The sequence below is a fragment of the Methanothrix sp. genome, from assembly GCF_024518575.1.
Taxonomy (GTDB): domain Archaea; phylum Halobacteriota; class Methanosarcinia; order Methanotrichales; family Methanotrichaceae; genus Methanothrix_B.
In genome coordinates, this window is sequence record NZ_JANIHG010000038.1 from 1 (window position 1) to 13792 (window position 13792).

The 13792-nt window shown below is 55.5% G+C and carries 14 protein-coding genes; 7 read left to right on the plus strand and 7 right to left on the minus strand.

Annotated elements, in window-relative coordinates; genetic code table 11:
• On the plus strand, positions 1-1226 hold a 1226-nt coding region (locus NQU42_RS07085), incomplete at its 5' end, for an Nre family DNA repair protein (RefSeq protein WP_366070258.1).
• Between the two features lie 111 nt (positions 1227-1337).
• Here the strand turns inward: NQU42_RS07085 and NQU42_RS07090 are convergent.
• Together NQU42_RS07090 and NQU42_RS07095 are read right to left on the minus strand one after the other, a co-directional pair.
• A complete protein-coding gene (locus tag NQU42_RS07090; RefSeq protein WP_296610201.1) occupies positions 1338-2792 on the minus strand; it encodes a radical SAM protein in 1455 nt (484 codons plus the stop codon).
• 13 nt (positions 2793-2805) lie between these two features.
• Positions 2806-4170: a radical SAM protein gene (locus NQU42_RS07095; protein WP_296610203.1), complete on the minus strand. Its 1365-nt coding sequence runs from the start codon at positions 4168-4170 to the stop codon at positions 2806-2808.
• Positions 4171-4347: 177 nt separating this feature from the next.
• Here NQU42_RS07095 and NQU42_RS07100 point away from each other — a divergent pair, with 177 nt between their 5' ends.
• The 6 genes from NQU42_RS07100 (at position 4348) to NQU42_RS07125 (ending at position 9001) form a co-directional block, all read left to right on the plus strand.
• On the plus strand, positions 4348-4965 hold the full coding sequence (locus NQU42_RS07100; RefSeq protein WP_296610204.1) for a DUF2284 domain-containing protein: 618 nt from the start codon (positions 4348-4350) through the stop codon (positions 4963-4965).
• 118 nt (positions 4966-5083) lie between these two features.
• Complete coding sequence (locus NQU42_RS07105; protein WP_296610205.1) at positions 5084-5836, plus strand: SAM-dependent chlorinase/fluorinase; 753 nt, start codon at positions 5084-5086, stop codon at positions 5834-5836.
• The gene (gene mer / locus NQU42_RS07110; RefSeq protein ID WP_296610206.1) at positions 5824-6780 is read left to right on the plus strand and encodes a 5,10-methylenetetrahydromethanopterin reductase; all 957 of its coding nucleotides are present in this window, start codon (positions 5824-5826) and stop codon (positions 6778-6780) included. The genes NQU42_RS07105 and mer overlap by 13 nt, the downstream gene beginning before the upstream one ends.
• Positions 6777-7289 (plus strand): nicotinamide-nucleotide adenylyltransferase, encoded by a 513-nt coding sequence (locus tag NQU42_RS07115; RefSeq protein ID WP_296610207.1) that lies wholly within the window; start codon positions 6777-6779, stop codon positions 7287-7289. Before mer ends, NQU42_RS07115 begins: the two co-directional genes overlap by 4 nt.
• A gap of 137 nt (positions 7290-7426) precedes the next feature.
• On the plus strand, positions 7427-8587 hold the full coding sequence (locus tag NQU42_RS07120) for an aconitase X catalytic domain-containing protein (protein ID WP_366070263.1): 1161 nt from the start codon (positions 7427-7429) through the stop codon (positions 8585-8587).
• Positions 8588-9001, plus strand: a complete 414-nt coding sequence (locus tag NQU42_RS07125) for a DUF126 domain-containing protein (RefSeq protein WP_296610211.1) — start codon at positions 8588-8590, stop codon at positions 8999-9001. It begins immediately after the preceding gene.
• Between the two features lie 92 nt (positions 9002-9093).
• Here the strand turns inward: NQU42_RS07125 and NQU42_RS07130 are convergent, their stop codons facing one another.
• The 5 genes from NQU42_RS07130 to NQU42_RS07150 all read right to left on the minus strand — a co-directional run bounded on the left by NQU42_RS07130 (position 9094) and on the right by NQU42_RS07150 (position 13300).
• Positions 9094-9390, minus strand: coding sequence for a hypothetical protein (locus NQU42_RS07130; protein ID WP_296610212.1), 297 nt, complete (start codon positions 9388-9390; stop codon positions 9094-9096).
• Positions 9391-9403: 13 nt separating this feature from the next.
• On the minus strand, positions 9404-9595 hold the full coding sequence (locus NQU42_RS07135; RefSeq protein WP_296610214.1) for a hypothetical protein: 192 nt from the start codon (positions 9593-9595) through the stop codon (positions 9404-9406).
• A gap of 293 nt (positions 9596-9888) precedes the next feature.
• Positions 9889-10683 (minus strand): hypothetical protein, encoded by a 795-nt coding sequence (locus NQU42_RS07140; protein ID WP_296610215.1) that lies wholly within the window; start codon positions 10681-10683, stop codon positions 9889-9891.
• Between the two features lie 6 nt (positions 10684-10689).
• Complete coding sequence (locus NQU42_RS07145) at positions 10690-12186, minus strand: glutamate synthase-related protein (RefSeq protein ID WP_296610217.1); 1497 nt, start codon at positions 12184-12186, stop codon at positions 10690-10692.
• On the minus strand, positions 12164-13300 hold the full coding sequence (locus tag NQU42_RS07150) for a glutamine amidotransferase family protein (protein ID WP_366070265.1): 1137 nt from the start codon (positions 13298-13300) through the stop codon (positions 12164-12166). Before NQU42_RS07150 ends, NQU42_RS07145 begins: the two co-directional genes overlap by 23 nt.
• Positions 13301-13792: the final 492 nt, after the last annotated feature.

Genomic DNA, 13792 nt, shown 5'->3' on the forward strand with positions numbered 1-13792 from the left:
AGTTTCGTCCAAATCTATCAGATAGAGGAGTTCACCCCTCCATCCACGCTCTCATGGCGATAAGATGCATTACATGCAAGGGGCGCGGCCTCTGCGGCCGGCCTGTGTGTCCGCTGCTGATAAAGCTAGAGGAGCTTGCCGCTCTGCCAAGAATAGGGAATCGTCTCTCAGGGGAGTCACCGCCTGAAGTCTTTGTCGGAAGGCACGGATATCCGGTCGTGAGAGCCGGCCCCCTCCTGCCAGTTGGCAGTTCAGAACAGCCTGCACTTGATATCTCGAGAATAATCTCTCTCAGAACCAGGATGATCAGGTCAGAGCTCGAGATACATGTTCACGATGCAAAAAATCCGGGGAGGCTTCTGGAAAGCTCCCAGCAGATAGCAATGTCCAGCAAGCCTGTTGAGACCGAGGTCTCTTTCGTCAAACCTCCAGAGGGGAGGATGCTCTTCGATGGCGTTCTCTCTCCAATGGGTCCGGGCGGCAGGATCGAGGACATAGATATCACAGGAGATCCATCTGTTCCCAGGAAGGTCGATCAGATGGTGGGCGATACAGATGTCAGGGCGTCATCTGCAGTCTATGAGCTTTACAGCTCCTCGATCAGCGTAGACCACATCTCACGTCTCCTCTCCATAGGTCTTCTTGGAAGAGACCGCAGGCTCGTTCCCACAAGATGGGCAATAACAGCATCAGACGACATCATCGGAAACGCTCTGCGCAGCCGCGTTCTTGATATGCCTGAGATGGGCGGATACGAGCTCTACTCAGGGGGCATTCTCGGAAACCACTTCGAGATACTTCTCATGCCCGGGGCGTATTCGTTTGAGCTGATAGAGATATGGCATCCAGGGTCCGCATGGTCCCCTGAGCGGCTCTGGATAGGATCTGATCGAGAGGATATCGCAGGGAAGCGATCTTACAGCCCGCTTGCCGGCGGATACTACGCTGCACGTCTGCCTGTGCTCGAGCACCTTCTCCGGATGAAGAGACAGGCTGGGGTCCTCGCGCTCAGGGAGATCACGGAGGAGTACTGGGCACCCCTTGGAGTCTGGGTCGTGAGAGACGCGGCCAGAGCAGCCCTCGCATCGCGCCCCCTGAGGTTCGAGAGCCTGGAGGAGGCGATCAGATCAGCGGAGAGCAGGATGAGGACGAAGTCGGGCGAGTGGAAGCGTTACTCAAACGCGTTCTCCCGCCAGACCACGCTCTCCTCGTTCTTCCCGGCGTAGGGGGTGGCGCCAGGGAAAGAGCCATCGAATTAACCATTGAGGGGACGAGCGATTCCAGCAAGCCTTTTGATGGGAGACAATCTGTTGAGCACCGCCGAGAATGTGTTTCACTCATGCGACTCCTTTGCACAGCTCCCCGCGCGCCAGATCCTCGAGAAAGAGATCTCTTCTGCTCTTGATCCTCAGAAGCAGCTCGATCTTTCTTTTCGCATACATCGGAGCTAGCCGCAGGGCCTCCCTCGCGAACCATCTCGGATACAGCCTCTTGACCTTGTTGTACTTAAACCACTCCCAGTTGTAGTACCTGGCGTTCATCTCCCACGTGATGTACTGTACCTCCTCTGCGCTCAGATGCTTCGTGCGGACATTCGCATGTAGACCATCGTAGAACCTGAAATCGTTGTTCGTTATCAATCCCATCCGCTCCAGCTCCTCGCGCATCGGGGTCTTGGGGTAAGGGGTGTTAATGTAAAATATCGGAAAATCGACTTTGAGCTGCCTTGCGAGATGGAAGTTCGCCCAAATGTCCTCTGCTGTGTCATCCGGATTTCCGCCGATGAGCCCTGTGGATACTATGATCTCGTTCTGGTGTAGATACCTCACAGCACGCTCTGCATGATCCGCCATCCTTCCCTTTCCAAAAAACTGGAGGTTCCTCTTGCTGGCGCTCTCAACGCCGAGGAAGACGCCGTCGAAGCCAGCCTCGCCCATTTTTCTGACCAGGCGCTCACTCGAGCCGATGCCTGATGCAGATGCCTGTGTCTTGTACCGCAGGTGCGTCAGACCTGCGTCTATGATGGCATCGCATATCGCCTCGAGTCTCTTAACATCTAACGTGATGTTGTCATCGGGGAAGAATATCGAACCGGCGCCGTGCTCCTCCGCATCCTGTATGTCCTCTATGACTCTTTTGATATCGAACTTGCGGAAGCTCCTGCCGTACATGCTGTTGATCGAGCAGAACTTGCATCCCTGTGTGCATCCCCTGCTCGTCTCCACAGAGTCCACAGGAACATCAAATGCGTAGAAACCATCTCTGATCAGACGAACATCCCTGTTGGGCATCTCGATCTCCTCCGGAGCGAGGAGGGGTCTTGGAGGATTGTGCCTCATCTCCAACCCGGATCTGTAGGAGAGTCCCAGGACATCATCTAGGGGCTTGCCCGTGATCAGAGCCCTCACGAGCTCCCTGAATGTCATCTCCCCCTCACCCCGGACGATGTAATCTATAAGTCTCAGATCGCTGCTTGAGCCGATCTCCCTGTAGAAGAGCGTGGGGTGGTAGCCGCCGATCACAACCTCTGCGCCTGCGTCCTTCGCGATACTGGCGAGCTCAAGCGCTTTCGCGTACTGAAAGCTCATCGCTGTGAGCCCGATCAGATCGTATCGGTTCGCATGCCTCCTCACAAATTCATCTGGCTCCTTTATGCCGTGGAGGTCAGCGACGTGCACATCACAGAGATCGTCAATTGCAGCTGCGAGCGAGACGAGGCCGAGGTCGGGTATCCTCGAGATCCTGTCGAAGTCGGGCTGGACCACAGGGGAGGCGAGCAGCAGAACGCGCATATGACTCACCGCCTCATACCAGAAGCCTCGGAACCTTGGTCTCGAAGTCGAAGCTGTTCGCTCTTGTTATGTATGAGAAGACCTCTTTGAGCCCCTGTAATCCTGCATACCGGTACGCATTCCTCCACACCCGCGCAGACGTTCTCAGAGGTGTGGTCCAGGGGTAGACGCGCTTGAGGGACCGGTCGAGCACCTCCTCCATCTCCTTCGGGGATATGTGGGGATGGTTCCAGACCAGGTGCTTTCCGTCGAAGTGATGGTAATCATGATCGAATATGCCGTAGCGCTCCTGGATCTCGTTCCAGAGCTGCGTCTGAGGCAGCGGCGTTAGCACGCATATCTGAGTTATATCGAGCTTGAGCCCCGCGACCCTCTTTATGTCCTCGTCTATCGATCTCACTGTGTCATCCTCGAATCCGATCATGTAGTATCCAACAGTGCCCATGCCATGGCTCTGGAGGAGCTTTATCGTCTCCACAATATCCTCGACTCCCTCACGCTTCTTTATGTCATCCAGGCGCTCCTGATGGAGGTTCTCGATTCCGATGGCTGCACCTGCGAAACCGCTCACCATCCTCCGCGCGCTACCATCACGCCTGGCCACGCGCCGCCTCATCGAAACCCACTCCTCTATCTTCTCTCTGAGGTAGTCAGCCCTGGCCATGCATCCCCAGACCATGTCGTACTCATCTAAAATCTCAACGACCCTGTCTGCATGCTTTCTGTTTGCGCCGAAGTTCTCGTCCTCTATTATCACCACATTGATGTTGTTCTTCTTGTAGTAGTTCACCACCCTCTCGATGCTCTCAAGGGGTATCGGCGTTGGCTTTGGCGCGAAGCATGGGGTCTGGCAGAACTTGCACCCAACCCCGCAACCCCTTGTTGTGAAGAGGATTCCGTAGATGTTCAGCTTCAGCCCGAAGGGGGTGGACAGGTACTCGATCAGCGGAGGGTGTATGACCTTCTCGATCCTTCTCCCAAAATACGGCGCCACCTGGTGCTCTGCATATCCCACGAAGACCCTGTCGAACCTGTCCTGTATTTCAGGGGTCAGGGCGCCGTAGTTGCCGGCCCATAATTCGTTTATTCCCCTTGCCCGCGCTGCCTCCACCATCTCCAGGATCTCATGTGTCTCGTTGAGATAAAAAGAGAATCCAACGACATCCCAGCCTTCATCAAGCTTGCGAAGATACTCCTCCCAGGTGGGATACTCCAGGATCTCCAGCTCTGGAATGTTCTGCTTCAGAAACCTGAGCCCGAACGACTGTATCCTGGGCCAGTAGAACCTGAACCATCTGCTCCTCGAATTGGTGCCTATGTAATCATAGGGCTCGTCATCGTTCTTGTAGACCGTTGTGAAGAGCACCCTTGGTGCCATATGGCGAGGTCGCTCTTCCAGGGCTTTAACCTTTACGATGTGTGCGATGATTTCTCAGTCTTCTTGTGCCTATGAAGATCTCGCGAAACAAGTGAGTTTGTGGACCCGCTCCGAGATTTGGATGTGCAGCTCAGTGGTGTCAAAGGGATTTATACACGAAAAACAATAATTGATCATATGACAGACCGACAAAGCCACAGGATCGATCTCGATGAGGTTCTCGCCAGACTCAAGGAGGTCCATCAGGATATCAGGCTCATCTCCACGGGAATCGTGGTCGTGGGTGAATGGGTGAGGTGGAAGTGCAGATACGGGTGCAGGGCTTACGGGAAGCATCTCTGCTGCCCGCCATACGCTCCGGCACCGGAGGAGACCAGGAGGATGCTTGCAGATTACGATTTCGCGGTGCTGGCAAGGTTCTCGCCCAAGCCGAATCCCGGATACGAGCCGAGGCGGATTCACCATTACATTTGGGACTCGCTAACAGCTCTCCACAAAACGATCTTCGAGCTTGAGCGCCAGGCGTTTCTGATGGGCTGCTACAAGGCGTTTGGGATGGGCGCTCTGCCCTGCACATTCTGCGAGACATGCGTGGCAGAGGAGAAGATCGCCAGGGGCGAGGCGCCTGTTCAAGCGGACGCGGTGCTCTGCAGGCATAAGGATATGATGCGGCCGTCGCTTGAGGCCTGCGGCATAGACGTCTTCGCCACTCTCAGAAACGCCGGCTACGATCTCGAGGTCTTGAGGTCCTATCAGGAGCGATTCAGCCTCTTCGGGATTGTGCTCCTGGACTGAATCAGGAGCTAAGCATAGTATCTCAGCATAGTATATTTGTGAGAGCAATCCTGAGATCGGGGGCGCATGGGCATCGGAGGCTCCGGTATTCCAGCCGGATTTTGACGGAGATGTATCGATGAGCAGGGTGATAACCTTCCTCACGGACTTCGGCCCCTTCTATGTTTCACAGATGAAGGGAGTGATACTTCAGAGAACAGATGACGTCGTCTTTGTGGATATCGCCACCGACATACCGCCACAGGATGTCAGAAGCGGCGCGTTCGCGCTCATGGTCGCCTCAAGATACTTTCCGCGGGGCACGATACACATCGCGGTTGTTGATCCAGGCGTCGGAACAGAGCGCGCTGCGATCTGCGTGGAGAGCGGAGGCCACGTATTTCTCGGCCCGGACAACGGGATTTTAATGCCAGCCGCCCGCGCCCTCGGATCGCCTGTCGCCTGGATGCTTGATGTGCCTGATAACGCCTCCCCGACATTCCATGGGAGAGACATCTTCGCGCCTGCTGCAGCTGAGATCGCATGCGGTACCCCCCTCAGGGATATCGGCAGGCCCTTTGAGCCCAAGGATCTGGATCTCGGATCCCCCAGGGTCGTCGCGAACGGAATCGAGGCGAACGTCATCTATGTGGATAACTTCGGAAACGTGATTCTCAATATGAGATATCTGCCTGATATGGATGTGAGGCTCATGGGCCGCAGGCTCAAACGCGTTCGAACTTATGGAGAGGCCGGATGGAACGAATCTCTTATAACTCTCGGGAGCCATGGGTTTGCAGAGATAGCGGTCAACGGCGGGAGTGCCGCAGAGCTCTTCGGCCTCTCCACCGGCGACAAAATCGTGCTGGAGGATATGAGTTGTTCGGAATAGAGTTCGTTCCATCAGATCCCGTGCTGAAGATAGGGTATCTGTCCAAACTCGCAGAGGATGTCGGGTTCGATACGGTATGGATCACAGACCATTACAACAACAGAGACGTTTACTCAACGCTCGCAGTTCTATCGATGCTCACGAACAGGATCAGGCTGGGGACCGGTGTGACAAATCCGTACACCAGGAGCCCGATCATAACCGCTTCCAGCATAGCCTCGATCAACGAGATCTCAGGAGGCAGGGCGATCCTCGGGATCGGTCCGGGGGATAAGGCGACGTTCGATGCGATGGGCATAGCCTGGGATAAGCCGCTCAGCAGGGTCAGGGAGAGCGTATCAGTGATCAGGTCCCTTCTCAGGAAGGAGAGGGTCACGCAGGGCGGCATGAACGCTCAGCTCTCGTTCTCCGCGGGAAACATACCGATATACATGGGAGCGCAGGGGCCGAAGATGCTCGAGCTCGCCGGTGAGATCGCGGATGGTGTTCTCATAAACGCCTCGCATCCTGAGGACTTCAGGGCGGCCATCCCACTGATAAGAAACGGTATACAGCGGGCAGGCAGGAAGCCGGAGGATGTGAGGATCTGCGCGTACACCAGCTTCAGCATCGACAGGGACAGGTCGAAGGCTGCGTCTGAGGCGAGGAAGGTCGTCGCATTCATAGCGGCAGGATCGCCAGATGCTGTTCTGGAGAGGCACGGCATCAGCATCCAGGAGAGGGATGCGATATCAAAGTCGATATCGAAGGGCGATTTCGCAGGCGCAATGAACAGCGTGACCGATAAGATGCTGGATGTATTCTCCGTCACAGGAACCCCTGACGACTGCATGGCAAGAGTGGATGAGCTGCTCAAAACAGGTGTCGACCAGATAGTGGTGGGATCGCCAATCGGTCCGGACAAGGAGCGCTCGATAAGGCTGATCGGCAAGAGCATCCTATGAGGCGCGGCTTCTACATAGGCAGATTCCAGCCATACCACATGGGCCATCACCTGGTGCTGGAGCAGATCTCCCGGGAGGTCGACGAGATCATAGTCGGCATCGGCACAGCCCAGATCAGCCATACCGTGACGGATCCTTTCACAGCTGGTGAGAGGATCGCCATGATCTATGGCGCTCTCCGGGAGCTCGGCAGATGGTTCTACATAATACCCCTGCCGGACATAAACAGGAATGCTGTGTGGGTATCTCATGTGAAGTCCATGACCCCGCCGTTCGAGGTGGTTTACTCGAACAATCCACTGGTTGTGGAGCTCTTCACAGAGGCCGGGATGGAGGTGAGAAGGCCGCCGATGTACAGGAGGGAGATATACTCCGGCACGGTGATAAGAAAGCTCATGATCGATGGCGGAGACTGGAAGCATCTCGTTCCCGAGGCTGTGGCAAAGGTGATAGAGGAGATAAAGGGCGTGGAGAGGCTGAGGAACATAAGCAAGAAGGATTTTGCTTAGGCAGATCGCAGAAGTCTTGGATTTTATCCATGCAATCACATGAGAAGAGGTCAGGCGGATGAAGTGGAGAAAGCAGATGAGCTCCGGAATCCGGCTGACGCTCTCTGAATGTCTTCGCGCAGAGCACGGGGGAGATGATGCATCTAACCAGGGATGAGGAGCTGCTGCTCCAGGGCGAGCGCGGGGATACGCTCAGGCGCGCGATGGAGATACTTGTTGCGCTTGGAGATATCTATGGAGCTGAGCGGCTCGTTGAGATAAAGAGCGCGCAGATAGCTGGCGTCTCGTACAAGACCATAGGAGACGCGGGGCTTGAGTGGATCTCGGATCTGGATGGAAGGGTCGCTGTGCCGAGCATCCTCAATCCGGCTGGAATGGATCTACTTAGATGGAGAGAGATGTCGATCGACGAGGATTTCGCCAGGAAGCAGCTCGAGATCATCGATGCCTACAGAAGGCTCGGCGTCACCATCGAGTGCACATGCACTCCATACCTGCTGTACGAGAGCATAGCAGCCAGGGGGGATCACCTGGCCTGGTCTGAGTCATCCGCAGTGGCTTATGCGAACTCGGTCATAGGCGCGATGACGAACCGCGAGGGCGGGCCCTCCGCGCTGGCAGCAGCGCTGGTCGGGAAGACCCCACTCTGCGGATACCATCTCGAGGAGAACCGTGTCCCAACGCATGTAATAAGTGTTGAAGCGGATGTGAGGGAGTACGGATCGCTGGGGTTTCTTGTCGGAAAGATCGTCGGAGATGGAGTGCCGCTCTTCATGATGCGCTCCAGGCCGGACAGAGACGGTCTGAAGGCACTTGGCGCTGCCATGGCCGCGAGCGGCTCGGTTGCCCTCTATTACGTTAAGGATGTAACTCAGGAGCCTCCGCAGTACGAACCATCTGCATGCGAGCATCTCGTTATAGATGAAGATGATATCATGTCAGTATACAATTCGCATGCAGATGTGGATATCGTCGCTCTGGGATGCCCGCACTGCTCCCTTCAGGAGCTGGAAAGGATCGCTGATCTGCTTGAGGGGAGAAATGTGAGCAAAGAGCTCTGGGTATGCACATCCCGAAGGATCGCGGAATCAGCTCCTGATATCGTAAAAAGGATAGAGTCTTCCGGCGCCAAAGTGATATGCGACACGTGCATGGTTGTATCGCCTGCGAGCGAGCGCTTCAGTCACATGATGGTTAACTCGGGAAAGGCGCTAGCGTACATACCTGGAATGTGCGGCATAAAGGCGTCCTTCGGATCGTTGGAGGAATGCATAAATGCAGCAACCGGGGGATCCTGAGTGGAGATAAAATGCCACAGAGTCTCTGGCGGATGCGCCGAGGGGCCGGCTATTGTCACTAGAGAACGCATCTCCTTCCTGGGCAACGTCAACCCTGAGACAGGCGTGGTCGTCGATCCCTCTCACGAGCTTTACGGCAGATCAATCGCTGGAGCTGTACTAATATTCCCGGGAGGCAAGGGCTCCACTGTTGGATCTTATGTCATCTACCAGCTCAGGAAGAGGGGCCTGGCTCCGGCTGCGATGATCAATCTGCGATCTGAGCCGATAGTGGCTGTTGGAGCCATTATAAGCGACATCCCTCTTGTCGACAGGGTCCCGGAGTGGATCCTTGATGTGAAAGAGGGCACATGGGTCGTCGTCGATGCGAGAAGAGAGATAGTGGTGCTCCCCGATGGATCGGTTCAGGTGTAAGGGATTCCCAGCAGAAGCTTAATCCATCAACGCGATTCGGCAGTTAGCGCTTTCAGCAATCGCACAATAACAAAAACAGGAGGGATGCTGCCTCATCCGAAGAGTGTGCCCATCCCTGCCTCTGCCGACTCCTGCTCCTCACGGAAGGCATTTATGACAGACTCCGCCTCGTCGCCCTCGAGCAGCCTGGCAGGAGTGTCCGCGAGCAGCTTTCTGGCCTCCTCCACCAGATCGTCCCTCGCCTTGATGTAGAGAAGGAAACCCTCCTTATCGAACCCAACGGACCTGGCCTCGCGAACTATCGGCCCGAGCCTCTTGAAGAAGTCCTGATCCAGAACCTTTTTCATAACAGCATTTCCAGCCATATCATAGTAGTAAGCAAGCTCCATTCAAACCACCATTTCACAGGGCCTCCATGGCCCTCTTGAGGCACTCAGTGCATCTGTCCATGAGAGATGCTGCCTCCTCGATCGCCTTAGCGGCCTCTGGGCTTATCTCATTTATCTGTTTTGCTCGGTCCCTGAAGCTCCTGCTGTGGCTCTCGTTGTGCTCTATCCAGTGCTCGAGAAGGTGCTCTGCCTCGTGTCTGTTCATCAAACCACCGGCTCAAGCTCTGAGCAGACAGATTTAAAGGTTTGTGTGAATCCGTAATCTCCGATGACAAAGAGAGATCACAGCAGGCGAGCTGGAAGAGGGTGGAGCGCCCGCGGAGATGGGGCATGGGTCGGAACCGGCTGTCAGCATGCACTGACATAATGCCTTCCACGATCTCGCATACATCCAAGAATTCGAGGGCTCCACTATAACATGGTGAATTCCCATGCTGGTTATCCCGGTTTGCCCTCTCTGCCATTCGATCCAACGACCGCGAAATTCACTTCACACCATCAGGCATACAGCTTCCCGTAGGGCCGGCTCGATCTGGGCGAGAGCTTTGTCCAGTCGCATTCAAGGATATCATCTCTCTCAAGCGAGAGATCCGGGAAGCGCTCGAGGAACCCGGAGATTTGATGGCCAAGGAGCTCCCTATCAGCATCGTCCGGCCTGGAGATGAGCACATGACCATCGACCTGATCCTCTCTGATAGACCCTCTGAGGTATATCGCCCCGCCATGCATTCCGCTCCCGATGAAGCGGGCTGTGTGCGCCCCGTACAGGCCGAGGAGTATGACCATGCCGCCTGCCATGTACTCTCCGAGAAAGTCCTGGGATGTTCCGCCCACGACGATCACAGGCCTCTTCTGATCGTGCTCCTTCATATGAAGGGCTGCTCTGTAGCCGACATCGCCCTGCACGAATATCCTTCCACCGCGCATCGACATTCCCGTGACATCTCCTGCCCGCCCTTCTATCACTATCTCCCCGGACTCCATCGTGTTCCCGACCCCATCCTGAGCGTTGCCATGGACCAGTACCCTGTGTCCGAAGAGAAATGCCCCGAGGTCGTTTCCAGGAGTGCCGTATATCTCTATGGTCACGACCCGCCGCTCTGGCGAGTAGAGCCTTGTGCCGATGTACCTCTGGCCGCACACGTTTCTGAGAACAGCTCTCTCATATCCGGAGAGCATAATCTCCCTGAGAAGGCTGTTCAGTTCCCTAGTATCCATATGCGAAGCGTCGATCTCAATCGCGCTTTCACTGTACGTGCGGCTGCATGAGATCTCCAGCTGTAACTCCTCCATACGCTCTCACTCTCCCGCACCCTTTATCCCAAGCACATCGAGCTCCCACTCGTGCAGCCCTACTCCCCTCAGCTGATCTCGGTTTCCTCTAAGGCTCTCTATGGCGTTGATCCCCATTCCGCCGAGCATCTCCTTGATCTCATGAGACCAGGCGGAGAGAAGGTTTACGAGCCTCTGCGAGGCATCGTCGAGATTCAATCTTCTCACCAGTTCCGGATCCTGAGTGCATATACCCCAGCTGCATCTTCCGGTGTAGCATCTCTGGCATAGTGTGCATCCCATCGCGATGAGCGCAGCTGTGCCGATGTAGACAGCATCAGCGCCAAGCGCGATCGCCTTTACAACATCAGCGCTGCATCTGATACCCCCACCGGCTATTATCGAGCACCTCTCCCTTATCCCCTCATCTCTGAGGCGGCGGTCCACAGATGATATTGCGAGCTCTATTGGTATTCCGACATTGTCCCTTATCACCTTGGGTGCAGCTCCTGTGCCGCCGCGCACGCCATCTATCGCCAGTATGTCAGCCCCTGCTCTCACGATGCCGGATGCTATGGCGCTGATGTTGTGAACCGCGGCAACCTTTACGATCACCGGCTTCTCGTAATTCGTCACCTCTTTTATTGCCGATATCAGCATCTCCAGATCCTCTATTGAGTATATGTCGTGGTGGGGCGCGGGCGATATCGCGTCCGTACCCTCTGGGATCATTCTGGTGGCAGCAACATGCTGGGAGACCTTCTCGCCCGGGAGATGTCCGCCTATGCCTGGCTTCGCACCCTGACCTATCTTTATCTCAACAGCAGCAGCGCAGTTCAGGTACTCTGCATCTATTCCAAATCGGCCAGATGCCACCTGGACGATGGTCTGCTTTTTAAACCGGGATCTCATCTCGGCCGGCATGCCACCCTCACCTGTGTTGAAGAACGTGCCCGATCTGGATGCAGCGATCGCAAGAGCCTGAAACGCATTGTAGCTTATGGCCCCGTAGGACATCGCCGAGAAGAGTATCGGCGTCTCCAGCATCAGGAAAGGATCTCTGCCTGTATCCGTATCATCCCCCAACAAGAGCCTCTCCGGCTTCGATCCCAGAAACGTCCGCAGCTCCATCGGCTCCCTCAGGGGATCTATGGAGGGGTTGGTGACCTGGGAGGCGTTGAGAAGCATGTGATCCCAGTAGATCCTGAACGGCTTGTCGCTACCGCAGCCTGTCAGGAGAACTCCTCCGCTCTCCGCCTGCCTCTTTATATCCTCGATCCTCTCGCGCGACCATGATGCATTCGGTCTGTAGAATGATGGCGACGGGCGTATCTCTATCGCGCCCTTCGGGCAGAATACCGCACACCTCTGGCAGCCAGCGCATCTGCGGCTGTCTGATACCATCTTGTCATTTGATGCATCGTATGTGTGCGCCCCGAACGGGCACTGGTGCTCGCATGCCCTGCATCCATCGCACTCATCGCTTCTGAATATGGTGAACTCAGGCAGGACCAGCGATCTCATGATTGAACCTCCCATCAAGCTCGCAGACGACCGGCTCCCCGCCTCTGGGCGACCAGACAGCGTCGAGGGTTGGCGATATGAGCCTCACAGACGCCTCCTCTGAGGAGATGTAGAACATATCTCCCCGCGTGGCCACAGTGAGCGGGCGGAGCCTTATCCTGTCTGTGAGGCCGATCATCCTTCCGCTCTGGGCTACAATCACCGCAAACGGGCCGTTCATGAGAAGCGGGGCGTAGACCCTCCTGAGAGCTGTGAGCTGGCTTCTCTTCTTCACATCCATCCTGTCTATGGAATCCCATACTGGCGGAGCGAGGATCTTCGCCACGATCTCCAGTGGGAGATCATGTCGTCTCATGAGAAGATCGACGGCGTATGCCAAGACCTCTGTATCGGTGTGGAGCGTGCACCTGTAGCCGAACATCTCCAGGTACCACCGGTTTGTCCCGTAAGACGAGATCTCTCCGTTGTGGACCACAGTGGTATCGAGCAGCCCGAATGGATGTGCCCCTCCCCACCAGGCCTGGCTGTTGGTCGGGAATCTCCCGTGCGCAGCCCATAGATACCCCCTGTAGAGCCTGTCCAGCATGAAGTACCTCCCTATCTCCTCGGGATATCCAACGCCCTTGAAGCAGCCCATGTTCTTCCCCGAGGAGAAGATGTATGCGTTATCGATTGCTGAGTTGACATGAATCACCTTTCTCACTACATACTCATCATCTGAGAGATGAAGATCCTCACCACGCTTCGATGGCGAGACGAAGTACCGCCAGAGAAGGGGCGGGTCTCTGACATAGACATCATCACTGTGAGGAATCTCCTCATCATGCACCACATCAAAGCTGCTGAAGAGAAACTCCTCAACGGCTCTCTTCCCCGCCCTCTGAGCACTGTAATCTCCTGTGAACATGAGATGGAATGCATAGTAGTCCCTGAACTCCGGGTAGATGCCATAGGCTGCGAATCCTCCTCCAAGCCCGTTGCCGCGGTGATGCATATTCGCCATCGCCCGGATAACGCGCTCGCCCGTGAACCTCTCCCCGCCTCTGCTCATAGCCCCGAAGATGGAGCAGGCACAGATCTCCTTGCTGTAAAGCTTCTGTCTCCTGACAGACATGACAACCTCTCGCGACTCAAAATCCATCAATCAGCTGCGACTGGCGGGGCTTTATAGCTATTTGAGAATCTTTCATAAAGTTTATGAACAAAATGCAGAGCGGTTCTCTGCGCGTGTCATCGAGAGAAACCGGCATCCATCTCAGGTATGCGCGAGGAGGAAAGTCGAGAGTCTTACGGGCATGTCGAAGCATCTGTAATCTGAAACAAAAATGCCGATCTTTTTGGCAGCGTGTCGGGAAGCAGTGGAGAGCTACGATTTATGCCCAAAAGCGCTGATTAGGGGATGTATGAGCGGGTAGGAGAGTGGGGGTTCAGTGTGGATCACAAAACAGAACGGATACCCGCTCAGAGCCTAGGATATACTGGCAGTATTTATAGCTTGCTGTTTATGGGCAGTGCATGTACTTTGAGGAAAAATGTGCTCGTGATCGCCAAAGAATGCTGCGGTCTCAGCTAAGTCGTCTGAAAATCGCCAAGCATATCGATTAGG